The sequence below is a fragment of the Vibrio gazogenes genome, assembly GCF_002196515.1.
Lineage (GTDB): Bacteria > Pseudomonadota > Gammaproteobacteria > Enterobacterales > Vibrionaceae > Vibrio > Vibrio gazogenes_A.
Genome location: NZ_CP018836.1, coordinates 422,302 through 444,144, shown reverse-complemented (window position 1 = coordinate 444,144; position 21,843 = coordinate 422,302). Strand labels below are relative to the sequence as shown.

23 protein-coding genes are annotated in these 21,843 nt (G+C 46.2%); 16 read left to right on the top strand and 7 right to left on the bottom strand.

The features are described from left to right. Positions 1-19 precede the first annotated feature (19 nt). Genes BSQ33_RS17610 through BSQ33_RS17585 form a run of 6 tightly spaced genes read left to right on the top strand, consistent with a single transcriptional unit; the run spans position 20 to position 5,596 of the window. A complete protein-coding gene (locus BSQ33_RS17610; protein WP_088134798.1) occupies positions 20-1,984 on the top strand; it encodes a phage tail protein in 1,965 nt (654 codons plus the stop codon). Next, positions 1,984-2,385, top strand: a complete 402-nt coding sequence (locus BSQ33_RS17605) for a hypothetical protein (protein ID WP_021019846.1) — start codon at positions 1,984-1,986, stop codon at positions 2,383-2,385. The genes BSQ33_RS17610 and BSQ33_RS17605 overlap by 1 nt, the downstream gene beginning before the upstream one ends. Before the next feature lie 2 nt (positions 2,386-2,387). Further along, positions 2,388-3,275, top strand: a complete 888-nt coding sequence (locus BSQ33_RS17600) for a hypothetical protein (protein WP_021019845.1) — start codon at positions 2,388-2,390, stop codon at positions 3,273-3,275. Further along, positions 3,263-3,808, top strand: a complete 546-nt coding sequence (locus BSQ33_RS17595) for a hypothetical protein (protein ID WP_021019844.1) — start codon at positions 3,263-3,265, stop codon at positions 3,806-3,808. Before BSQ33_RS17600 ends, BSQ33_RS17595 begins: the two co-directional genes overlap by 13 nt. Continuing rightward, a complete protein-coding gene (locus tag BSQ33_RS17590) occupies positions 3,805-5,397 on the top strand; it encodes a hypothetical protein (RefSeq protein ID WP_088134797.1) in 1,593 nt (530 codons plus the stop codon). Before BSQ33_RS17595 ends, BSQ33_RS17590 begins: the two co-directional genes overlap by 4 nt. 1 nt (position 5,398) lies before the next feature. Further along, a complete protein-coding gene (locus BSQ33_RS17585) occupies positions 5,399-5,596 on the top strand; it encodes a hypothetical protein (RefSeq protein WP_088134796.1) in 198 nt (65 codons plus the stop codon). Positions 5,597-5,627: 31 nt separating this feature from the next. Here BSQ33_RS17585 and BSQ33_RS17580 read toward each other — a convergent pair whose 3' ends face one another. Continuing rightward, entirely contained in the window at positions 5,628-5,930 is a 303-nt protein-coding gene (locus tag BSQ33_RS17580) for a helix-turn-helix domain-containing protein (protein ID WP_021019841.1), read from the bottom strand. A gap of 219 nt (positions 5,931-6,149) precedes the next feature. Between BSQ33_RS17580 and BSQ33_RS17575 the strand changes: the two genes are divergently transcribed. From BSQ33_RS17575 to BSQ33_RS17540, 8 genes are all read left to right on the top strand, one after another. After that, the gene (locus BSQ33_RS17575) at positions 6,150-6,380 is read left to right on the top strand and encodes a hypothetical protein (RefSeq protein WP_021019840.1); all 231 of its coding nucleotides are present in this window, start codon (positions 6,150-6,152) and stop codon (positions 6,378-6,380) included. A 187-nt stretch (positions 6,381-6,567) separates the two neighbouring features. Then, positions 6,568-8,496 carry a threonine--tRNA ligase gene (gene thrS, locus BSQ33_RS17570; protein WP_021019839.1) on the top strand — a complete coding sequence of 643 codons (1,929 nt, stop codon included), beginning with the start codon at positions 6,568-6,570 and terminating at the stop codon, positions 8,494-8,496. Between the two features lie 27 nt (positions 8,497-8,523). Further along, positions 8,524-9,051: a translation initiation factor IF-3 gene (infC, locus tag BSQ33_RS17565; RefSeq protein ID WP_021019838.1), complete on the top strand. Its 528-nt coding sequence runs from the start codon at positions 8,524-8,526 to the stop codon at positions 9,049-9,051. A 102-nt stretch (positions 9,052-9,153) separates the two neighbouring features. Continuing rightward, positions 9,154-9,348, top strand: coding sequence for a 50S ribosomal protein L35 (rpmI, locus tag BSQ33_RS17560; protein WP_027694124.1), 195 nt, complete (start codon positions 9,154-9,156; stop codon positions 9,346-9,348). Between the two features lie 41 nt (positions 9,349-9,389). Continuing rightward, positions 9,390-9,743 carry a 50S ribosomal protein L20 gene (rplT, locus tag BSQ33_RS17555; protein ID WP_021019837.1) on the top strand — a complete coding sequence of 118 codons (354 nt, stop codon included), beginning with the start codon at positions 9,390-9,392 and terminating at the stop codon, positions 9,741-9,743. A gap of 145 nt (positions 9,744-9,888) precedes the next feature. Continuing rightward, positions 9,889-11,091 (top strand): sugar efflux transporter, encoded by a 1,203-nt coding sequence (locus tag BSQ33_RS17550; protein ID WP_021019836.1) that lies wholly within the window; start codon positions 9,889-9,891, stop codon positions 11,089-11,091. Positions 11,092-11,324: 233 nt separating this feature from the next. Then, on the top strand, positions 11,325-11,855 hold the full coding sequence (locus BSQ33_RS17545) for a GNAT family N-acetyltransferase (RefSeq protein WP_021019835.1): 531 nt from the start codon (positions 11,325-11,327) through the stop codon (positions 11,853-11,855). A gap of 197 nt (positions 11,856-12,052) precedes the next feature. Continuing rightward, on the top strand, positions 12,053-12,622 hold the full coding sequence (locus BSQ33_RS17540; RefSeq protein ID WP_232472041.1) for a beta-phosphoglucomutase family hydrolase: 570 nt from the start codon (positions 12,053-12,055) through the stop codon (positions 12,620-12,622). A 75-nt stretch (positions 12,623-12,697) separates the two neighbouring features. Here the strand turns inward: BSQ33_RS17540 and BSQ33_RS17535 are convergent, their stop codons facing one another. After that, complete coding sequence (locus BSQ33_RS17535) at positions 12,698-13,174, bottom strand: FKBP-type peptidyl-prolyl cis-trans isomerase (protein WP_021019833.1); 477 nt, start codon at positions 13,172-13,174, stop codon at positions 12,698-12,700. Between the two features lie 252 nt (positions 13,175-13,426). Between BSQ33_RS17535 and BSQ33_RS17530 the strand changes: the two genes are divergently transcribed. Next, positions 13,427-14,041 carry an OmpA family protein gene (locus BSQ33_RS17530; protein WP_021019832.1) on the top strand — a complete coding sequence of 205 codons (615 nt, stop codon included), beginning with the start codon at positions 13,427-13,429 and terminating at the stop codon, positions 14,039-14,041. Positions 14,042-14,115: 74 nt separating this feature from the next. Here BSQ33_RS17530 and tkt read toward each other — a convergent pair whose 3' ends face one another. Both tkt and tal read right to left on the bottom strand, forming a co-directional pair. Beyond that, positions 14,116-16,107 (bottom strand): transketolase, encoded by a 1,992-nt coding sequence (gene tkt / locus BSQ33_RS17525; protein ID WP_088134794.1) that lies wholly within the window; start codon positions 16,105-16,107, stop codon positions 14,116-14,118. Positions 16,108-16,192: 85 nt separating this feature from the next. Then, positions 16,193-17,143, bottom strand: a complete 951-nt coding sequence (gene tal, locus BSQ33_RS17520) for a transaldolase (protein ID WP_027694039.1) — start codon at positions 17,141-17,143, stop codon at positions 16,193-16,195. 434 nt (positions 17,144-17,577) lie between these two features. Between tal and BSQ33_RS17515 the strand changes: the two genes are divergently transcribed. Continuing rightward, positions 17,578-18,567 carry a sugar-binding transcriptional regulator gene (locus tag BSQ33_RS17515; protein ID WP_021019323.1) on the top strand — a complete coding sequence of 330 codons (990 nt, stop codon included), beginning with the start codon at positions 17,578-17,580 and terminating at the stop codon, positions 18,565-18,567. A gap of 158 nt (positions 18,568-18,725) precedes the next feature. Here BSQ33_RS17515 and BSQ33_RS17510 read toward each other — a convergent pair whose 3' ends face one another. From BSQ33_RS17510 to moeA, 3 genes are all read right to left on the bottom strand, one after another. Further along, the gene (locus BSQ33_RS17510) at positions 18,726-19,556 is read right to left on the bottom strand and encodes a sulfurtransferase (RefSeq protein ID WP_088134793.1); all 831 of its coding nucleotides are present in this window, start codon (positions 19,554-19,556) and stop codon (positions 18,726-18,728) included. Positions 19,557-19,639: 83 nt separating this feature from the next. Continuing rightward, the gene (gene moeB, locus BSQ33_RS17505) at positions 19,640-20,410 is read right to left on the bottom strand and encodes a molybdopterin-synthase adenylyltransferase MoeB (protein ID WP_088134792.1); all 771 of its coding nucleotides are present in this window, start codon (positions 20,408-20,410) and stop codon (positions 19,640-19,642) included. An 11-nt stretch (positions 20,411-20,421) separates the two neighbouring features. After that, positions 20,422-21,657: a molybdopterin molybdotransferase MoeA gene (moeA, locus tag BSQ33_RS17500; RefSeq protein WP_088134791.1), complete on the bottom strand. Its 1,236-nt coding sequence runs from the start codon at positions 21,655-21,657 to the stop codon at positions 20,422-20,424. Positions 21,658-21,843 lie beyond the last annotated feature (186 nt).

Here is a 21,843-nt window from a genome sequence, read left to right as displayed (position 1 = left end):
CATCAAAAAGGTTTTTATCATGAGTCAGGTTGTGATTCCTTTGGAATTTGAACGTTACCTGCAAGATCGGATTATCAACGGGCAAGCCCCGGACATGAATGAAATGATCTTTGCTTATCTACCCGATTTGGATCCGGAGCAGCCAATTGAGCGTCATTTAGGACTGCCGGATCCTTCTTATTGGGTCTATCAACAGGATATTATGCAGCAGGCGAAGCTGAATGACGACTCGGTTATTTATTCAGTCGTCATTCCTGGAACAGTCAAAGCATTTACGTTTAATGCCATTTATTTGCATGACAAGCAGACCGCCAATTCATGCGGTTTGGTCGTGCACAAAATGACAGAAACCAAAGAGCCGGAGATGTCGAGTGTCCGTTCCTGTGTGCAGCAATATTCAGGAGCCGCCACTGTCGCAAATATTGATGTGACACCGGAGAGTTGGCAGATCGATTATCAGGCTCGTTTATATGGTATGGATGACGACTTACGTTTGGCATGTTGGGATCTGTTTGGCGATGCATCATTTCTTGGCAATGGATTTCAGATCAAAGTGTCGGGCAGTGATTATTTGTGCTCTCCCGGTGTCGGTTATGTGGGTGGATTGCGTTGTGTCAATGATACGCAAATAACCCTTGCCAATGTTCAAGCCGGTGACGGGATATATTTGGATGCAAGTTGGCAAGGGAATGTGCTGAGTCGTTGGACAACGCAGTGGCAATTGGTTGTGAGTGCCACCCCATTAACCGACTATGTGGACCACGGAACACAACACTATGTGACTCAGATTGCCTCGATAAAAGCGAATGGGAGTATCGCCGATCTGAGACATTTAGGCATTGATGAGCGCAAGCTGCCAAACGCGACCACAACCAGTAAAGGGGTGGTGAACTTAGCGACTGATGGCAATGTGAAAGCGGGTAAAGGGACCGGTGTTATCTCTCCGCGACAGTTGAAGCAGGTATTGAGTCAGTTCGGGGGCTTTGGTCAGTCAGCCGATTTGGGGATGATTACGGATAATGCAGCATTAGATGCAGCACCGACGGGATTTATTCACTTTGCCTCTCATCTGATGACGGGAACACTAGCAGAATGTCAGGGGATGAAAATCCATCATCCGGATGGTTATTACTCGATTCTTGCGGGGTCAGGCAGCCAGCAGGAACCTGCGCTCTTTTTCTATCATTCGGTACAGAATGAATGGTGTACGGTTCTTACTCACAAAACGTTATATGTTGAGAACTTGTTGAAAGGCAATCAGAACTGGAATGTTGAAGGTAATGATGGTGAGTTGACAACATCACCGCAAAATTTTGCAGCAGGTCAGGAATTTTCCCATGGATGGTTTTGTGATTCTGATGTGCAAGGCATCTATCTTGATGCGGATACGAGTGCTGTCCATGCGACGGCTGGGACAATCTTCAGAGAGTATCCATTACCGACTGTGGCAGGACTATACGCATCTGTCACTGATCCGACTGGTGTACAAACTTATGCCGACGCGCTGGAGACCAACGGTATTCGGTTGGCAGTTGATCAAGCGACCGGTCAGGTTCGGCTCTCTATCGATCTCTCGGTATATACCTCAGGGATTAAAATTGCAGGGCTGTCTTATGGGCGCGGGTTGATACCGGTGATTTCAGATGATGATTCAGAACGGGTAGCACGCGGCGGATATATTTTAATTAAAGCTGTTAACAGCCGAACAAAAATTTGGCCGGATGGCACATGTGATATATCGATGCTGTGTCGTGCTGCTCGATATGATACTCATCTTGCACAACAGCTTCCGGTCTCAATAAAGCCGTTTGATGTTCATGCGGGAGACACAATTACATCAAATCACTTTGGCGGAGAAGTATCTGTATTAATGATTGTGGATTCTAAATACATGGAAGGTTCAACAAATTATATATATTTGAGAACCAACTATTCATCTGATAATCCGAGCGCAGTAGTGCAAATGAAAGCGAGAGTCGCATAATGAGATATTTTTTAACTGACACAGGACTTATTCGTACTGAGAAAGCCTTGAAAGTTAACCGCGTTGATTACTCTGCATTCGTGGAACTTTCCCAACAGCAGATTGAAGAATTTGTTATCAACCCACCACCTGAAGGCAAACAACGAGACGGTTTATCGTGGGTCGATATGCCGGTTTTAGTCACGGCAGAGTCCGAATATCAATGGGTTCAAAAAGAACTAGCTGATGTCGATATCCAGCTCAAATATCACACGACCGGCGATAGCAAAAGGCGGCAACTGACCGCGAAAGACTGGAAGACCTACGCGATTGCGCTACGTGATTACACCACCACTGACGACGCGGGTAATCCGGTGCTGGTGGGTGATGAGCGGCCGCGTCGACCAATGGAGGAGCGCTGATTATGTGGACAGAATCATCACTCTCATGGCCCGGCTCAGTCAACGATATTCAAACCCGGGCAGCATCGGTGATCGATCAGATTGGGGCCGATCATGGCGAAGCGCGTTTGTCTGCGCTGGAAGGTGATGCCGCTTTCGGACGTCTGCCACTGAGTCACAATGCGCAAGCGTTGTTGAACCTGCGTTCGGAACTGGATCATTTACTCAGTCAGGGGCAAGTGCTGACAGTGACGCCGTATCAGTTTCAGGTTGGAGAGGTAAGCGACTCCGGTGATGTTCTCGATGCAGACGCTGCGACTCAGCGTTTGGCTGAGAAGCTCACTGACTATGCAGATTTACACCGGCCCGCAGGGCGGCTCCACGCGATTGTTGTGATGCTGACCGGGCCGACCAGAAAGCAGTTTGCCGAGCAGCTCCAACGTGTGACGAGTGTGATACCGCTGCCTGAATGGTGTCAGGCCCAGCGCCAGACCGAGTCGTTACTGGCCGCAGAACATGAGAAATTACGCAAACCGGCTGCGATTGTCCAGCCTCGGTTTAAACCGGTAGCGCCTTTGTCGACCAAGCCGTTTGCCGATATGAATGCCGCGCTGGGAACGCACATTGCGACGTTGGAATCGCTGGCCAGTGATCGAGTCAATATCATTGGCAAGCTCCGTCAGTTGGCAGAAAAGCGTCAAGCCACACTACAAACGGTGAGTGACACGCTTCAGACAATGCAAACCATGGATGCTCAAGTCTGGTCGGTCGCTTTAACGGGTGAGCTGGCAAGCTTAAGTCATCAGTTAGCGGAGATGTCACCGCCCAACTATCATCGGTACGCAGTTGCCAGCCTGATACTCAGTGCATCTCCGATGCCATTTTTCGAGGAGTTACTATGTTCGCCTTAAATGGTTTTACATTTGGATTAAAGAATCTTACCGTCAGTTTTGAACGGGAAATGAAGAGTAAAGACATGAGTGCTCAATCGTCTGGCACGCAAGAAGCAGAACAGGGCGATAAAGCTGCAACTCTCAATGTCTCCGGGATGATTGCTTTTCACGACATTCACAAGCTGGGAAGATTGCAAACGATGAGCTCAGCCAAAGATAGCAAAGGCAATCGCATGGTTTATACCATTGTCGAAGAAATGGCGAATGCGTTTAAAATCAAGAAGGTCAGATTTTCCGGTCGCTTTTCTGCAACCCAGCAGGAGAATATGATGGCCTGGAAAGTTTCTTTTCAGCTCAAAGAATCGAACAGTGTCGCTGAGCAGAAAGAGGCCCGGCAAAAAGAACAGACTAAAGCAAAACCGGCTGAGAACCCGCGTCTGCAGCAGTCATTGCAAAAAAATAAGCGACAAACAGGACAGACTAAAGCCAAACCAGTTCAGGATTCTCATTTTCAACAGTCATTGCAACAAAATAAGGAGGCGACTCGATGAACTTGGAAAAACGGCTCTATATTTCCGGGGAAGAGGTGCCTCTCGCCCGACAGATGATTAGTCTGAAATTGTCGCTGGGTAGCAAGGCCATTTTCACCATTCAGGCCGAACATGCCCCGGAACGTTACGAACTGGTACGACTGGACATCGGCTATGAACATGACCTATTTATCTTTTTTGAAGGTTATATTGATAAAATTCAGTCGGCAGAAAATGGCTTCTTCAAGATTACGGTCAAAGAAAATGCCGGTATTCTCAGCCAGCGGTGGCCGATCAGTCTTGAGCATCCGACAGCGATTGATGTGCTTGACCAACTGGCTTTACTGACCGGTTTAGATTTTAAATATCCGGATGCCGACTATATGCGGCAAGTCATTCCTAACTTCGTGCATCAGGGGAATGGCTATCAATGTCTGGATGAGCTGGCCAAGGCATTTGCAATCGAAGACTGTATCTGGTGTCAGGATACCGATCAGAACATTTATGTGGGTAGCTATGCTGATAGTCGCTTTGCCGGAAAACCGATGTCGATTCCGGCTGAGTTCACTTCGCGTCAGACGAGTAATAGTGTCACGTTTGTGCCGTATCCGATGTTGCGACCCGGCAGAGTGATGAATGGTCACCGAATCACGCGGGTGGATCTGATTGAAGATGAGATGACGGCTTACTGGCAACCTGCCAGTAGTGAAGCCACAGCACAGAAACAGCAGATTTATAATGACTTTCCTGAACTCTCGGCAGGATATCATTTACCGTTGTTCGGCCGGGTTGAAGCGGTTCGTGATGCGGTACCACAAGGGAAGATCGCTGATTCATTTCGGCCACGTTATGCGGTTGATGTGCAGATGTTAGATGCGGATCTTCAGCCCGATTCTTCTGTACCGGTTTATCGTTCCATTCCGTTGCCGATCGCGATGGGTGGTGTCGAATCTGGGTTACTGGCATATCCGCTTGAAGGTATGTTGGTAGAAATTGCGTTTGCTTATGGGCGCAGCGATCGGCCGATCATTCGGGGAATTTATGGTCTCAATCATATGCTGCCATCGATTGAGCCCGGTGAGCAGTTGCAACAACAGCGCGATGAAGTCAGCCGACGCATTGACGCTGCCGGAAATATCACCGATAAAACCGATCAACAGATGATACGAGCAGCGGAGCAAATGCAGGATCAGGCACAACATTATCAAGGGGGGTTCGGTCAACATCAGTTGGATATCCGGGAACATAGTCAGGAAAATATCGCGGGTAAGAAACAGATTGAGGCTTTGGGCGCGGTTGAATTGCTGGCCGGAGATAATCTGGAGCTTGGCAGTCTGGGTAATCTGCATGTTGCTACCGCAGGGGATTGGATCACAACCGTCGGCCAACTACGCAATACCGTGATTCAATTGAATGATCAGCTCAAAATTATGGGTAACCGATTGGAAGTGATCGAAAAAGACTGGGAAGCTTCGGCGGCCAATATGCGTTTTACCGCAGATTTGATCACGATGAATGGCGGGAAAGGCGTCGTACAAGGTGACTGTATTTGTGCCTTTACCGGTAAGCCACACTCGGATTTCTCTTCCACAGTTAAGGCAGGAAAATAAAATGGCATTAAGTAAACCATCACTGAAAAAACGAATTATAACGGAACTGAAAGGGCAAAAATTTGTGACGAAAGGTGAACATGCCCGTTCCGAGGAACTGGCTACAGCACTGGCAAACGCGATTGTCGATGAAATCACCCAAAACGCCGAGGCGATCATTTCCGGCGGAAGCTCTGCGGGGCAGTGGCCAGTGAATTAGTCCGCTTGGCATCGGATTCTTCGGTAGCATGTTATGAACGCTGTGTTTCAAACTTGATCGTAGTCATCAGTGACAGAACCACTTGTTTGAGATTGGGCGGCATTTGATGCCAGAGTGTCAGGTATTCAGCGTTGTTGAGATGATCAGCTTGCGTCATCTCAGCAACGCCGAGTACCACCATAATTTGGTCTCTCATTTCCAGCGTCATGGACTGTCGTCCGGATAAAACACGTTTAATTTTGGACTCGTCGATTCCGGAAAGGGTTGCCAACTGTGCATAAGAGAGCCCTTTATTTTTTAATATTTTCCGAATGAAGATAACAGTGGGATGCAAAATCAATCCTTAAGACAACGCATATGATAGTTAACAATATTATCACTAAAGATATTGATTCTATTGCTGATTTTATGAGGGGAAGGTAGTTCGCCTATTGAACTTTTTTTTCTGCTCAGTTTGTTTTTCGGACTAATTGAAAGTTGTTGGTAGCAGATCTCATAAAATTTATTGCACTATAGCAAAATATACAGATTCAACGTGAGGCATAAGGTTGTTATGAATAATAAAATCAAAGAGTTAGAGTATATTGCTGATGAGGCTGAATTAGCGATGCTGGCACTATCCTCAATGTTATTGATGGATTATGCCGGTATAGCGGTATTACAAAGGAAGATGCATGAAATTAGTCAGAAAGCTCATCAGTTGATCGCCCAGGAAACGCATCAGCACAGAGACGCTGTTGACAAAGCTGAACTTGAGGTAAAGGAATATCATCCATCGGTTTGATAAATGGGTTGTGATTTCATCTCGTTGATTTAGAATAATCAATAAGGTACTCAGGATGGTGCATCCGTATTTGCATCAAAATGGGTACTATTTTTATGTCGCGTGTTTTGCTCTGAAAAGACACAAAATGTACGAATCAATAAAGCAAGTGTTGCTTGGTGCGCAACACCACTGTAAAGGATAAATCATGCCTATTATTACTCTTCCTGACGGTAGTCAACGTCAATTCGATCACCCTGTTTCTGTTTCAGACGTTGCTTTGTCTATCGGTGCTGGCCTTGCGAAAGCAACCATTGCCGGACGTGTTAACGGTGTTCGTGTGGACGCCTGTGAACTCATTGAAAACGATGCCAGCTTAGAAATCATCACGGCAAAAGATGAAGTTGATGGTTTGGAAATCGTTCGTCACTCATGTGCCCATTTATTGGGGCATGCGCTGAAGCAACTGTATCCTGATGCCAAAATGGCGATTGGTCCAACAATCGACAATGGTTTTTATTACGATATCGATTTAGAACAGTCATTGTCGCAAGAGGATTTGGAAAAAATCGAAGCGCGGATGAAAGCGCTGGCTAAAACTAAATATCAAGTGGTCAAAAAGAATGTCAGTTGGCAGGAAGCACGTGATACGTTCGAATCTCGTGGGGAACCATACAAGATAGAAATTCTGGACGAAAACGTGGCGCGCGATGATCGCCCCGGCCTTTATCATCATGAAGAATATATTGATATGTGCCGTGGCCCCCATGTTCCTCATATGGGATTCTGTCAGCATTTTAAATTATTGAATGTGGCTGGCGCTTACTGGCGCGGCAACAGCGATAACAAAATGTTGCAGCGTATTTATGGTACGGCTTTTCACGATAAGAAAGCTCTGAGCGCGCATTTGACTCGTCTGGAAGAAGCTGCCAAACGCGATCACCGTAAAATCGGTAAACAGCTCGATTTATTCCATATGCAGCAAGAAGCGCCGGGAATGGTGTTTTGGCATCATAACGGCTGGTCTGTCTTCCGTGATTTAGAAGTTTTTGTCCGTGAAAAACTGACAGAATATGATTATCAGGAAGTCAAAGGTCCACTCATGATGGATCGCGTCCTGTGGGAACGTTCTGGGCACTGGGATAAATATGCCGAAGCAATGTTCACCACGAATTCTGAAAATCGTGAGTACGCGATTAAGCCAATGAACTGTCCCGGTCATGTCCAGATTTTTAATCAAGGTCTGAAATCTTACCGTGATTTACCGTTGCGAATGGCGGAGTTTGGTTCATGCCATCGGAACGAGCCATCAGGGTCTCTGCATGGCATCATGCGGGTACGTGGCTTCACTCAAGATGATGCTCATATTTTCTGTACTGAAGAACAGATTCAGCAAGAAGTCACTTCTTGTATTAAAATGGTCTATGATGTTTACCGGACGTTTGGTTTCGAGAATATTGCAGTGAAGCTTTCTACTCGCCCTGAACAGCGGGTTGGTAGTGACGAAATTTGGGATCGTTCTGAAGAAGCATTAATGCTTTCGCTAAAATCAATGAATATCGATTATGACATTCAGGAAGGCGAAGGTGCATTCTATGGGCCGAAAATTGAATTTACATTGCATGATTGCCTTGACCGGGCATGGCAGTGTGGTACAGTGCAGCTCGATTTTAATCTGCCGAACCGTTTAGGCGCGACTTATGTCGGCGAAAACAATGAGCGTCTGGTGCCTGTGATGATTCACCGGGCAATTTTAGGCTCACTGGAGCGGTTCATCGGTATTTTGATTGAAGAATATGCAGGATTTTTCCCGACTTGGCTTGCACCAGAGCAGGCAGTCGTATTAAATATTACTGATAAACAATCGGATTATGTTCAGAATGTGGTACGAAAACTACAAAAATGTGGGATTCGAGCAAAAGCAGACTTGAGAAATGAAAAGATAGGCTTTAAAATCCGCGAACATACTTTGAAACGTGTACCGTATATGCTGGTTTGTGGTGACCAGGAAGTAGAAGCTGGCGAAATCGCAGTACGGACACGAAGAGGCAAAGACTTAGGTAAATTTAAGCTGGATGATTTCATTGAGTTGGTCCGGACCGAAGTCTCAAGCCGTAAGCTCAATCTGGAGGAATAAACTATTAAAGGTGGAAGACGTGGCCAAGTGCCGGCCAAACAAAACCAACATCGTATCAACGGAGAAATTCGGGGTGTACGTGAAGTCCGTTTATCGGGAGCAGAAGGTGAAGACTCTCGGATTGTTTCAATTCAAGAAGCGCTTGATACAGCTGTAGAAGCTGGTATGGATCTTGTTGAAATTAGTCCAAATGCAGAGCCGCCTGTCTGCCGTGTGATGGATTATGGTAAATTCCTCTTCGAGAAGAGCAAAGCTGCAAAAGAGCAGAAGAAAAAGCAAAAGCAGATCCAGATTAAAGAAGTAAAATTCCGACCTGGAACTGATATTGGAGACTATCAGGTAAAACTACGCAACCTGTTACGTTTCCTTGAAGAAGGCAACAAAGTGAAGGTAACAATTCGCTTTCGTGGCCGAGAAATGGCACACCAAGATATCGGTGTCGATGTTTTGAATCGTCTGAAAGAAGATACAGTAGATATTGCTGTTGTAGAATCTTTCCCTAGTCGGATCGAAGCCCGTCAAATGATTATGGTGTTAGCCCCTAAGAAGAAGTAATGACCGGCTTGCAAGTAATAAACCCTGCCGTCGAGTACGGTGGGGTTTTATTCGCCCTCATTACATGGTTATTAAAATCGAAACAATGCGGAGTTATTCATCATGCCTAAGATGAAAAACAATAAAGGTGCTGCTAAGCGTTTTAAGAAAACTGCTGGTGGTGTTAAGTACAAGCACGCGACTAAACGTCACATCCTGACTAAGCGTACGACTAAGAACAAGCGTCATCTACGTCCAAACTCTGTCCTTCCTAAATGTGAAGTGGCTGCTGTTGCACGTATGTTGCCATACGCTTAATTCTTTTTAGTTTTTAATTCGTTTAGTTTAGGAGAAGCAGAATGCCTCGCGTAAAACGTGGTGTACAAGCTCGTGCACGTCATAAGAAAGTTCTAAAGCAAGCTAAAGGTTACTACGGTGCTCGTTCTCGAGTTTATCGTGTTGCCTTCCAAGCAGTGACTAAAGCTGGTCAATATGCATATCGTGACCGTCGCAACAAGAAACGTCAATTCCGTCAACTGTGGATTGCTCGTATCAATGCGGCATCTCGCCAAAATGGTCTGTCTTACAGCCGTTTCATCAACGGTCTGAAGAAAGCATCTATCGAGATCGATCGTAAGATCTTAGCTGATATCGCTGTATTTGATAAATCAGCATTTGCTGTGCTTGTTGAGAAAGCAAAAGCCGCACTTTAATTTAAAGTTGTAGCCCAGTTTTCGGAAAGGAGAGCTTTTAGCTCTCCTTTTTTGTCTGTATAGAAAATGAATCGTCCCAGTTTCCTCACTGAATTGAGTTGATTCAGGTTTTTTCGATGTTTTTTAAGCATAAAGGTATAAGTGGATGAAGTTTGAACTTTTTAGAGGGAGTTCAGGGGTATATTTCTGGTTGAATGGGCTGGCAGCAATGGCTTTCTCATTTATTCTACCAGTGATGAGCTTGTTTCTTATCGAAGGTTTGGGCATTGAACCCATGTATATCGGGCTTTATACAGTTGGTACCGCAATTTCTACAATTTTGGTTAGTCAGATATTAGGGCGTTTGGCAGATAAAGGAATCAATAGTAAAACATTATTGTTGATCGCGATTGGTTTTCTGTGTCTGGCGGCAGTATGCTTCTCTTTGCTGACACAATTCTGGCAGGCGATAATTGTCGGTTGGTGCTTTATGGCATTTGGGGCGTCGTCAATTCCTCTATTATTGGCAATGATCCGACGCTTTGCAGAGCAGTCTGGTAAGGATAGTACCAAGCTCAATTCTCAGATGCGTTCTTCGGTTTCACTGGTCTGGATTGTAGGTCCGGCACTGGCTTTTGCATCCGTTGGTACTTTTGGCTTTCGGGCAAACTTCACTCTGGCTGCGGGAATTGCACTGCTAGTTTTTGTGATGGTGTGGCGATTATTACCATCTGCGTCAAGGCCAAAGAACTCCCAAACCACTCAAGAAGTTGTTCCTCCTTTTCCTTATAAAATTTGGTTTCTTGGGATTGGTATTTTATTCGCGAATATGGCTAACAGCACTTATATCAATGCGATGCCACTCTTTATCACCAAAGAACTCGATTTGCCAGTTTCATATCCGGGAATTTTTATGGGATTGACTGCTGCGTTAGAAATACCAGTGATGCTCCTTTCCGCATCCTGGTCACATCGTTTCGGCAAAATGCCGATGATGATGGTGGGTTTTGTCATTGCCATGTTTTTTTATACCGGTATTCAATATGCTTCGACCATCGAATGGTTATTGGCTTTACAAGTATTAAATGGCCTTTTTTACGGAATCTTCGTCGGTTTGGGCATTACACTATTACAAGACTCAGCACCGAAGCGAGTCGGACAGGTTTCTGCTTTCTATACGAACGCGATGTCAGTCGGCACAATGTGTGGCACTTCATTGATGGGCTTTGTTGCACAACAGTATGGATTTCGCAACGCCATCTATATTTCACTCGTGGCCATTGTGGTTTCATTTGTTATCTTTTTGGTGGTTCATTTACATGAAAGTAAGCGGGACAGACTTGCTGAACAACAATCACTGCTTTTGTGAGGGGGTTGTTCATTTGTTGCGTATAACCCGAGTAATTGTATGTCGTTGAGTCATATCACGGTAGAAAAAACTGAATGTGCTGCGACAGGATGCTGATTGCTTGCAAAAATAATGATGCCGTCGTACGGTAATTGCCCTGCCAAATATTTTACCGGAACGTTATGCTTTCAGGTAAAATGATGTCAGTATAAATGAAGAAAACAGAGCTAACAGGAAGTTAGAAGGGCTATTAAATGGATATTCGAGTAGCTGAATATAGTGATTTTGAAAAAATTGCCGAACTACATGCCCAGAGTTGGCAACAGAATTATCAGGGAGTGATGGAAGCTCATTACCTTCAGGATGAAGTTGAAGAAGATCGGCGTTTGATCTGGCAAACCAGATTAATTAACCCACCCATTAACCAACATGTGGTTGTGGCTGAAGAAAATGGTAAGCTTTGTGGTTTTATTTGTGCATTTGGTAATCACGATTTTGAAAAAGGTACGGTGATAGAATCCCTGCATGTTGCCTCTGAATTTCAGGGGAAAGGGATTGCAAAGTTGTTGCTGAAAGACGTGACTAAATGGATTCAGCACTATTTCCCTGATAGCGGTGTGTATATTGAGGTCATGGAGCAGAACATCCGGGCCATTGAGTTTTATGATCACCTTGGGGGCTTACATACGTTGGATAGAATCTGGCATTCTCCATGTGGTAGTGATCTTCCGGAATGGATCTACACGTGGGATACACCTCAGGCGATTCTGTCTGCTATCGGATAAAACCAAGTGGGCCTGCGGGCCCATTTTTAGTCTGTTTTCTCGCAAGAAAAGCTGCTGCCAGAACGAAAGAAGTAGGAAATAAGTCTATGAATCAGCCAGAACCCGCTGCCCACGCTTCCCAGTTATATCATCTTGAGAATACTTCTCAACCAGAGTTGTCGCGCCATCTCTCCCAATATAAAGGACTGATTTTTGATATGGATGGGACGTTGCTTGATACCATGCCAGCTCATGTTGAGTCTTGGAAAAAAGCATCGGAACATTTTGGTTTTCCTTTCATCGCACAATGGCTGCAGAGTATGGGGGGGATGCCAAGTATCAAAGTTGTCGGTGAGATTAACCGACGTTTTGGTTTATCTTTGAATCCGCATGATGTTTCGCAGTTTAAACAGGATATGTTTCGCTTGCTTGATTACCAATATTCGCGTATTGCGCTGACCTGTGACATTCTTGAGCAAGCATACGGAGAAATGAAACTTGCAGTCGGTACCGGCAGTCACCGAGATAATGCACTGTCGCTATTAAAGAATGCCGGCTTGCTGGATAAACTGGACACGGTCATCACCGCAAGTGATGTGGAAAATCATAAACCTCACCCGGATACATTTCTGAAAGCCTGCCAACAAATTCAACTGGTACCGGCAGAATGTATCGTGTTTGAAGATACGGCACTTGGGAAACAAGCCGCACATGCTGCGGGGATGGATTGTTTTTTGGTTACGGGGCAGGGGTTAGTGTTCTATCCGTGGATGGATGAGGCGTCATAACCTGAGTTGTGAACGATGTAAACGAATCAAGAGAGCTGCGTGAGCAGCTCTCTTGATTTATATGACAGATAAATATTACTGAATATCAATCAATTCAACGTCAAAAATAAGCGTCGAACCGGCCGGAATTGTCGCAATGCCGCGATTACCATAGGCTAGCTTTGCCGGAATAAATAAGCGCACCTTCTGCCCGACGACCATCAATTGTAACCCTTCTTGCCAACCTTTAATGACTTGTTTCACGCCAAAGGTAATCGGCTTCTTGCGTTCAACTGAACTATCGAACACTTTGCCACTTAATAATGTCCCATGATAATGCACGGTCACTTTATTGGTCGGTGTTGGGTGTTGTGTGCCAGTTCCTTCCTCCAGAATCTGATATTGCAAACCGCTTTCTGTCGTCACAACGCCTTCTTGTTGTGCATTTTGTTCCAGAAAGGTTTTTCCTTCACTAACGTTCTTTGCCACTGTCTGACTCCGTTTCCAGTTCCGGTAAAGAAAAATACCCGCGATGGCAAACATAAAGAGCGAGAAAATATAATTTTTATCCATGATGAATCTGTTCCTTGGGTTGAATCGATGCTCCCATACACAATCAATCACTCGAAGACGCTGCCGATGAGAGAAAGTATTGTTGAATGAGTTTTTCGTCTGGGAGCTTGCAGATAGATATATTTCATCGAAAAGCTCGGGGAAAGGCAATCTTTGTTGTCTCACAATCAGGCAAATGTCGAAAAATCAGCTATAAAGTTTTTATGATTTAGCCGATAAAGTGAGTATGTCGGAAATAAGGATCGTGAATCAATGAAGTTTATCGTTTATCTATTAAGCTTCAGTCTTTTCGGGTGTGGTTCACTCGTCACTGAGCGTTTGTTTGATGACAATATGTTGGATAGGGCGCCCAAGAACAGCTCAGATGTGATTTATCCTGAGTGGGGACAGGATCCCAAGTCAACGCGATCTGGTGTACAAGGACCGCAAGGACAGAAAAGAGCCGATAGCGCTTATCTATCTCTGCAACGGTTTTTGCTCAAGAATCATATTGATTACGAAGTCTTACCGGGGCAGTTTATAATCGTTCGGGTTAAGCGGACGATTCAATTCGCAGTTGGCTCGGCGACTGTGGCACCAGAATCGCGGCTCTGGTTAGAAAAAGTGAATAACTATCTGGCAACTGCATACGGTCTTGAGTTGGTTATTGACGGGCATACGGATGATCTTGGCGACGCCCGTTACAATGATCAATTATCGAAAAGACGGGCGGAAGCCGTCAAACGGATCATTGCGAATCATCGTGTCTCTCTCGACTCTATTTATACTCGCGGGTATGGTGATGTTGTTCCGGCATGTACCAACCAGACGCAAAAAGGGAAAGCGTGTAATCGGCGTGTTGAGCTGTTCTTTATTCTTCCAAGTTAGTTGATTTATTGTATCGAGATTCAAAAAACGCCAGCAATTGCTGGCGTTTTTGTCATGATGTGTGATTCACTGCTTTACCCTAAAGACAGGGCCACTTCCACGACATTATCCACAGTAAAGCCGAACAGTTTGAACAGTTCGCCAGCCGGTGCTGACTCACCAAAGCTGTTCATTCCGACAATGCGACCATTGAGGCCGACATACTTGTACCAGTAATCCGCAATACCCGCTTCAATCGCAACGCGAGCAGTCACTGAGGCTGGTAGTACGGCTTCACGGTAAGCGGCATCCTGACGGTCAAATGCATCCGTTGAAGGCATAGAAACCACACGAACCTGCTTACCTTTTGCAGTCAGTTCTGCTGCCGCCTGAACGGCTAAATCAACTTCAGAGCCAGTCGCAATCAGAATTAAATCCGGTGTGCCCTGACAATCTTTGAGGATGTAGCCACCTTTGGCGATGTTTGCTACCTGTTCTGCATCACGCGCCTGCTGCGCCAGATTCTGACGAGAGAAAATCAGGGCAGTCGGGGCATCTTTGCGTTCAATCGCCAGCTTCCAAGCCACCGCGGATTCAACCTGGTCACAAGGACGCCATGTGCTCATGTTCGGTGTCAGACGCAGTGACGCAATTTGTTCAACCGGCTGGTGGGTCGGACCGTCTTCACCCAAACCAATGGAATCATGGGTATAAACCTGAATGTTCTGCACTTTCATCAACGCAGCCATCCGCATTGCATTGCGCGCATATTCCATAAACATCAGGAAGGTGGCACCGTAAGGAATGAAACCACCGTGCAGTGCAATCCCGTTGATGATAGCCGTCATCCCAAACTCACGCACACCATAATGAATATAGTTGCCGGACGCATCATTTGGCGTCAGAGACTTCGAGCCAGACCACATGGTCAGGTTAGAAGGCGCGAGGTCAGCCGAGCCGCCCATGAATTCAGGCAGTAACTTACCGAAGGCTTCCAAAGCATTTTGAGAGGCTTTCCGGGAAGCGATTGTGGCCGGATTGGCTTGCAATTGTGCAATGATTTGGTTGGTTTGTGTTTCCCAGTCTGCCGGCAGTTCACCATTGACCCGACGCTTGAATTCAGCCGCCAGCTCAGGGTAAGCCGCCTGATACGCTGCGAACTTCTCATCCCATGCCGCTTCTTTTGCTGCGCCGGATTCTTTCGCATCCCACTGTGCATAAATATCAGCCGGAATCTCAAACGGGCCATATTCCCAACCCAGTTGCTCACGTGTTGCTTTGATTTCATCCGCACCCAGTGGTGCACCGTGACAATCATGAGAGCCGGATTTGTTGGGTGAGCCAAAACCAATCACGGTTTTGGTACAAATCAATGTCGGACGTGACGTTTCTGCTTTGGCTGCGGTAATCGCCGCTTCAATTGCAGCTGAGTCATGTCCGTCTACCGCCGGAATGACATGCCAGCCGTATGCTTCAAAACGTTTTGCGGTGTCATCTGTGAACCAACCGTCCACCTCACCGTCAATCGAAATGCCATTGTCGTCCCAAAACGCAATCAGCTTACCCAGACCCAAAGTACCGGCCAAAGAGCACGCTTCATGAGAAATCCCTTCCATCAAACAGCCATCACCGAGGAAAGCATAAGTGTGATGGTCAACGATATTGTGCTGGTCACGGTTAAACTGCGCAGCAAGCGCTTTCTCCGCAATTGCCATACCAACCGCGTTGGTGATGCCTTGTCCGAGAGGCCCGGTTGTGGTTTCAATGCCCGGTGCATAGCCGTATTCCGGGTGGCCCGGTGTTTTCGAATGCAACTGACGGAAGTTCTTCAGGTCGTCAATCGACAGGTCATACCCCGTCAAATGTAACAGTGAATAAATCAGCATCGAGCCGTGGCCGTTAGAGAGCACGAAACGGTCGCGGTCAGCCCAATTCGGATTTTGTGGATTGTGGTTCAGGTGAGAGCGCCACAGCACTTCAGCGATATCCGCCATCCCCATTGGGGCGCCGGGGTGACCTGAATTGGCTTGTTGAACACCATCCATACTTAAAGCGCGGATTGCATTCGCGAGATCTTTACGGTTCATAATTTTTTTCCAACAAGATTATATGAAGATTAAAAGCGGTATAAATAGAAAGAGGACTGTTGGTACAGTCCTCTCAAATATCGTCTTAAAGCTGTTTGTTGATCATCGCTTCCAGCTTACCTTGGTCAATCGCAAAATTGCGAATCCCTTCAGCCAGTTTCTCAACTGCCATCGCATCCTGGTTATGTTCCCACAGGAATTCAGCGTGTGTCATAGGCTGTGGGCGTTCTTGAACGCGAGTTGTCGGTGTGAGTTTCACATCGATTTGGCTTTCGGTTTCTTCCAGCGTCTGGAGTAACTGAGGGCTGATCGTCAGGCGATCACAACCCGCGAGTTCAAGGATTTCGCCGGTATTACGGAAGCTGGCACCCATCACGACAGTGTCATAACCATGCTCTTTATAGTAGTTGTAGATTTTCGTGACAGACAGAACTCCCGGATCTTCATTTGCTGCGAAATCGCGGCCTTCTTTCGCTTTGTACCAGTCCATGATGCGACCGACAAATGGTGAAATCAGGTAAGCACCGGCTTCGGCACAAGCACGAGCTTGCGCAAAAGAGAACAACAGGGTCAGGTTACAGTTGATCCCATCTTTTTCGAGTACCTCTGCGGCACGAATCCCTTCCCATGTGGAAGCGACTTTAATCAAGATGCGATCATTGCTGATCCCTGCATCGTTATACAGACTGATGAGCTTGCGAGCTTTCTCAATCGTTTTCTCGGTATCGTAAGACAGACGGGCATCGACTTCAGTCGATATACGACCGGGAATACTTTTTAGGATTTCTTTACCAATGGTTACTGCCAGCATGTCACTGGTATCTTCAAGCTGTTGTACTTTATCATCACTTTTAGACTTGGCATAAGCGATGGCTTGATCGATAAATGCTGCATACTCAGGAATCTGGGCGGCTTTTAGAATCAACGATGGGTTCGTTGTTGCATCTTGGGGCTGATATTTTTTGATGGCATCAATCTCGCCGGTATCAGCAACGACAGTAGTATATTTGCGGAGTTGTTCTAGTTGATTGCTCATATTCCGATCATCCTCTTTTAGGGCAAAAGCACAGCTGAGAGATAAACATGACATCATGAGGGTGTCCGTTTCAAGAGCTGGCTTGATAAATCTTCAACATTTGTACCATTGCTCTGAACATATGATCAAATGTTGAGTAAATGATGAGTCCATATTTATCTGAACGATTGAGAAAGTCAACGGCTATCATGAATTTCTTCTGGGTGGTACTGATATTCAGAAAATGTAGTGCATTTTTTCTGTTTTTTTATCGCGATTTCCTAAAATAAGTACCATCCCTCAGTTAAAAACATAGCTGTTTTACGTGAACATTTGTCTTGTCATTGAACATTTGATATATAGATAAGCATTGATTGTGATGATATCACCCGCGCTTAAGTTGTTCTGAGTGAGTCAATCATCACTGTAGTGAGCCAGATGTGTTGGAGGTGTATATGACGGGATTGCAAGAGATATCCGTTGAAGATTCAGATCTACTGACAGAAATTTCGGTTGCCTATTATCAGGATGGTGCAACACAAGAAGAGATATCTAAGAAATATGCGATCTCCAGAGCCAAAGTTGGGCGGATGCTGAAGCAAGCCCGGGATGAAGGCATTGTCGAAATTACAGTAAAATATCATCCGGTATTCAGTGCAAAAGTCGAGCAACGATTGATTGAGCGGTTTGGTATTAAACGTGCCCTTATTGCCTTGGATCAACCGAAAGAAGCGCAACAACGCCAGCAAATTGCCGGGTTGGTTTCGAATTATTTATCCAGTTCACTCAAAAGTGGTCAGGTGATCGCTGTCGGTCAGGGGAGAAATGTCTCTGCTGTTGCCCACCATGTCGGTGTGATTTCACCGAAGGATGTCAAATTTGTTTGCAGTATTGGTGGGATTCATCCCCGAGGCGGCATGTTTAACGCGGACCATATTTGTCGCCAGTTGGCAAAAAAATATGGGGGAACATCAGAAACACTCTATGCACCGGCATATGCCGTGAATCGAGAGCAGAAACTGGCATTTATGGAAAATGACACCATTAAGCAGACACTGGATTTGGCCAGAAAAGCGGATGTTGCGCTGGTCGGTATTGGCGATATGAGTGAAAACAGTTATATGGTCGATTTAGGATGGTTTACCCCACAGGAAGTGGTTCAGTCCCGTCTCGAGCAGGGGGTTGTCGGTGATTTTGCCGGATATGACTTTTTTGATATCTATGGGCAGATTGCTAAAACAGTAATGAGTGATCGGATTATCGGATTAAGTATTGAAGAATTCAGACCGATTGCAGAAGTCATTGCCATCGCAGCAGAAAATAGTAAGCCACTGGCGTTATTAGGGGCTTTGCGCACCGGCGCCATTGATGTGATTGCAACCAGTGTGTCTAACGCGCTGACGATTCTCAACCTTGATGAGCAAATGCGCTTTAAATCAGTGTAACCGTGGTTACACTGAGATGCGTTAAGCGCCATACTTGAAGTTTATATATCCATCATGATGATCAAAACTTTGGGTACCCAAGTCGCCCGGACTCAGATACTGCAAGTGAAGCTGTGTCCGTTCATCATGCCAGTTATCCGATATGCTGGTTTGACTGATTAATCTGTGGCTATAGGGTGGTGGGATGAACCCCATTCAGTCCATGAACCATCATAGACTTTCAGATTTTGATATCCGCATATATATGCTGCCAGCAGAACAATGCAGGCCGTCACACCTGAGCCACAACTGAAGATATACTCTTCGGCATCGTGAGGCAGTGTTTCTTGCAGAATTGTGCGCAGTGCTTCCGGTGATTTCAGCGTGTGTCCGTCAATGAGACATGTAAATGGCACACAGATTGAATGAGGGATATGACCGCTCCGAATCCCGGCTCTGGGTTCGGCAACGGCACCCGCAAAACGCGCCTGTGAACGGGCATCGATTGTCAGACTGTTTTGCTGCGTCATTTGCTCAAGGACATGGTCTGCATCGACAAAGAAATCTGGGCTGAGCGTGCCAGAAAAATTACCGGGGGCTGTTGGTTCCTGAACGCTCGTTGCAAGCGGATGCCCCTGGCGTTTCCATTCAGCCAATCCCCCGTTGAGAATATAAACGTTTTCATGTCCCATCGCCTTGAACATCCACCATGCCCGGGGAGATGCCAGTGTGCCGCTGTTATCATAGACGACGATCAGCGAGTCTTGATTGAGTCCGATTTGGCGGGCGCATTGATTGAAACGACTCTCGCTTGGCATCATATGTGGCAAGTGACTATCTGGATCGCAAAATACTTTATCGTAATCAAAGCGTCGTGCACCGGGAATGTTATGTACGGTATCTTTTTCAGTTTCTGCAGGGATTTGAAAAGCAATACTGCTATCTAAGATGACCAGTTTCGGGTCAGACAGATGTTCTGACAGCCATTGCGGTGAGACGAGTGGTGACATAATTTATATTCCTTCTATTATTCAGTGAGCCGCCCATCCGCGAGCATTCGCAGATGAATTGGTGACATTGTCACTGAATTGCGTTAATCAACGGTGCTGCAACAGACTGGACAGTGCTCTCGCTGGGGGAGTTTCATCGTTTGCCATGACAATGTCATTGCATCGAATAACAGCACTTTCCCGCGCAACGGTTGGCCATAGTTCGCCAAGACTTTAAGCGTTTCCAGAGCTTGCATCGCCCCAATCACACCGACGACGGGCGCGAGTACACCATTTTCGACACAAGTCGGAACGTGGTTGCCAAATAATGTGCTGAAGCACTGATAACAAGGTTCACCGGCTTGATAGGTGAAAACACTTAAGAAACCTTCCATACGGATTGCAGCACCGGAGATGAGCGGGGTCTTACTTTGAAAGCAGAGCTGGTTAAGCTGGTTACGGGTTGCAATATTGTCACTGGCGTCCAGAACGGTATCGTGATGTTCCATCAGTGCCCGTAGTGCTGAATCGTCAAGCCGTTGCGCGATGGTTTTTACTCGAATATAAGGATTCAATTGACGCAGCGAATCTGCCGCAGAATCGACTTTCAGCCGTCCGATATCCTGATCGGTATGTAAAATTTGTCGCTGAAGATTGGATAATTCCACCACATCATCATCGACCAGTGTGATGTTGCCAACCCCCGCACTGGCAAGGTATTGACTGGCTGCGCACCCCAGACCTCCGGCACCAATGATGAGTACCCGACCTTCTTTCAGCGCTTCTTGCCCCTCAAAATCAAACTGTTTCAAGATAATCTGGCGATTGTAGCGCAGCTGCTCTTCATCACTGAGCAGCTCGTCATGCGTCGTCATGCTGTTTCTCTCTAATATAACGCTGGATTAAAGGGTTCGATAGTGACGATCTCACCGGCTTCAACGGTTCCGCGTTGCTGTTCGAGAACAATGAAGCAGTTGGCGGTACTCATCGCGCGAAATGCACCAGAACTCTGATTTCCCGCATTATCGACAACGATCTGTCCATTATCAACGCTAAAAACCCCGCGCTGATAATCGGTCCGACCGGGGGACTTTTTAAACGCAACCTGACTGACTGCTTGCATTTGCGTTGGTACTTGCCATTGAGTATGGCCTGCAAGTTTGGCGAGCATCGGCTGAACTAAAACATATAAAGTCACCGCCGCAGAGACCGGATTACCCGGCAGCCCACAAAACAGCGCATGATTCAGTTTACCGAAGGCAAAAGGTTTACCCGGCTTAATGGCGATTTTCCAGAAATTTATTTTACCGAGCGATTCGAGAATCGTTTTGGTGTAATCGGCTTCTCCGACACTCACGCCACCCGAGGTAATGACAACATCTGCAAGCGATTGTGCTTTTTGGAATGTTTCAGTGAGCTGGGTTTGATCATCGGGAATAATCCCTAAATCGAGCACATCACAGCCGAATTTCTCAAGCATAGGCCGAATGGCATAACGATTGCTGTCGTAGATTTGCCCTGCGTCGAGTGTTTCACCGACGGGCTTGAGTTCATCCCCGGTTGAGAAAATAGCGACTTTGGGTTTGCGTAGCACCAGTACCTGACTAATCCCCAGTGATGCCAGCAACGGTAAATCTCTGACGGTCAGACGGCTACCGGCAGGGAGGACAACCTCATTCTGCTTGAGGTCATCACCTTGAGGACGAATATTGGCCTGTGCTTTCACATGAGAAGTCAGGAAACGAATTCCCTCAGGTGTTGATTCGGTTTTTTCCTGCATGATTACGGCATCACAACCCGTTGGTACCGGGGCGCCAGTCATGATTCGAATACAGGTATTTGCCGGCCAATCACCATCAAAAGGCTGTCCGGCAAAGGCTTTCCCCGCAAGAGGGAGCGTCTCTGTTGTGGTGAGGTCTTGTGTACGGACGGCATAGCCATCCATTGCTGAATTATCAAAAGGGGGGACATCAATTGGAGACAGGACATCTTCGGCGAGAACATGGCCTAATGCCGTTTCGATAGGAAGTTTGTGACTGATTTTTATCGGAGAAACATCAGCCAGCATGGTTTGAATCGCATCTTCAATTGGGAGAAGTCCTTGGGTATCACAGCATCCCATATCTGTTTATCCTAATTCGCGTTGTATGATGTTGAGAGGTTACTTTAGCATGAATCGTTTCATATCGAATGTGCTTTTATGAATATTTTAATGCAATAAGTTGCATTTGTTGGTGAGGTTGGTATCCGGATTCGTTTGCAAATTATTATCTACTGAGGGCGTTCTGATTTCCTGCCTTAAATTGTG

Excerpts from the sequence above, each read along its gene's own strand:
- BSQ33_RS17550 (WP_021019836.1), top strand. The coding sequence starts at position 9,889 with ATGAAGTTTGAACTTTTTAGAGGGAGTTCAGGGGTATATTTCTGGTTG.
- BSQ33_RS17545 (WP_021019835.1), top strand. The coding sequence starts at position 11,325 with ATGGATATTCGAGTAGCTGAATATAGTGATTTTGAAAAAATTGCCGAA.
- BSQ33_RS17600 (WP_021019845.1), top strand. The coding sequence starts at position 2,388 with ATGTGGACAGAATCATCACTCTCATGGCCCGGCTCAGTCAACGATATT.
- BSQ33_RS17605 (WP_021019846.1), top strand. The coding sequence starts at position 1,984 with ATGAGATATTTTTTAACTGACACAGGACTTATTCGTACTGAGAAAGCC.
- rpmI (WP_027694124.1), top strand. The coding sequence starts at position 9,154 with ATGCCTAAGATGAAAAACAATAAAGGTGCTGCTAAGCGTTTTAAGAAA.
- BSQ33_RS17590 (WP_088134797.1), top strand. The coding sequence starts at position 3,805 with ATGAACTTGGAAAAACGGCTCTATATTTCCGGGGAAGAGGTGCCTCTC.
- moeB (WP_088134792.1), bottom strand. The coding sequence starts at position 20,410 with ATGACGACGCATGACGAGCTGCTCAGTGATGAAGAGCAGCTGCGCTAC.
- BSQ33_RS17540 (WP_232472041.1), top strand. The coding sequence starts at position 12,053 with ATGGATGGGACGTTGCTTGATACCATGCCAGCTCATGTTGAGTCTTGG.
- tkt (WP_088134794.1), bottom strand. The coding sequence starts at position 16,107 with ATGAACCGTAAAGATCTCGCGAATGCAATCCGCGCTTTAAGTATGGAT.
- BSQ33_RS17510 (WP_088134793.1), bottom strand. The coding sequence starts at position 19,556 with ATGTCACCACTCGTCTCACCGCAATGGCTGTCAGAACATCTGTCTGAC.
- BSQ33_RS17535 (WP_021019833.1), bottom strand. The coding sequence starts at position 13,174 with ATGGATAAAAATTATATTTTCTCGCTCTTTATGTTTGCCATCGCGGGT.
- BSQ33_RS17515 (WP_021019323.1), top strand. The coding sequence starts at position 17,578 with ATGACGGGATTGCAAGAGATATCCGTTGAAGATTCAGATCTACTGACA.
- BSQ33_RS17585 (WP_088134796.1), top strand. The coding sequence starts at position 5,399 with ATGGCATTAAGTAAACCATCACTGAAAAAACGAATTATAACGGAACTG.
- rplT (WP_021019837.1), top strand. The coding sequence starts at position 9,390 with ATGCCTCGCGTAAAACGTGGTGTACAAGCTCGTGCACGTCATAAGAAA.
- BSQ33_RS17610 (WP_088134798.1), top strand. The coding sequence starts at position 20 with ATGAGTCAGGTTGTGATTCCTTTGGAATTTGAACGTTACCTGCAAGAT.
- thrS (WP_021019839.1), top strand. The coding sequence starts at position 6,568 with ATGCCTATTATTACTCTTCCTGACGGTAGTCAACGTCAATTCGATCAC.
- moeA (WP_088134791.1), bottom strand. The coding sequence starts at position 21,657 with ATGGGATGCTGTGATACCCAAGGACTTCTCCCAATTGAAGATGCGATT.
- BSQ33_RS17595 (WP_021019844.1), top strand. The coding sequence starts at position 3,263 with ATGTTCGCCTTAAATGGTTTTACATTTGGATTAAAGAATCTTACCGTC.
- BSQ33_RS17575 (WP_021019840.1), top strand. The coding sequence starts at position 6,150 with ATGAATAATAAAATCAAAGAGTTAGAGTATATTGCTGATGAGGCTGAA.
- BSQ33_RS17530 (WP_021019832.1), top strand. The coding sequence starts at position 13,427 with ATGAAGTTTATCGTTTATCTATTAAGCTTCAGTCTTTTCGGGTGTGGT.
- tal (WP_027694039.1), bottom strand. The coding sequence starts at position 17,143 with ATGAGCAATCAACTAGAACAACTCCGCAAATATACTACTGTCGTTGCT.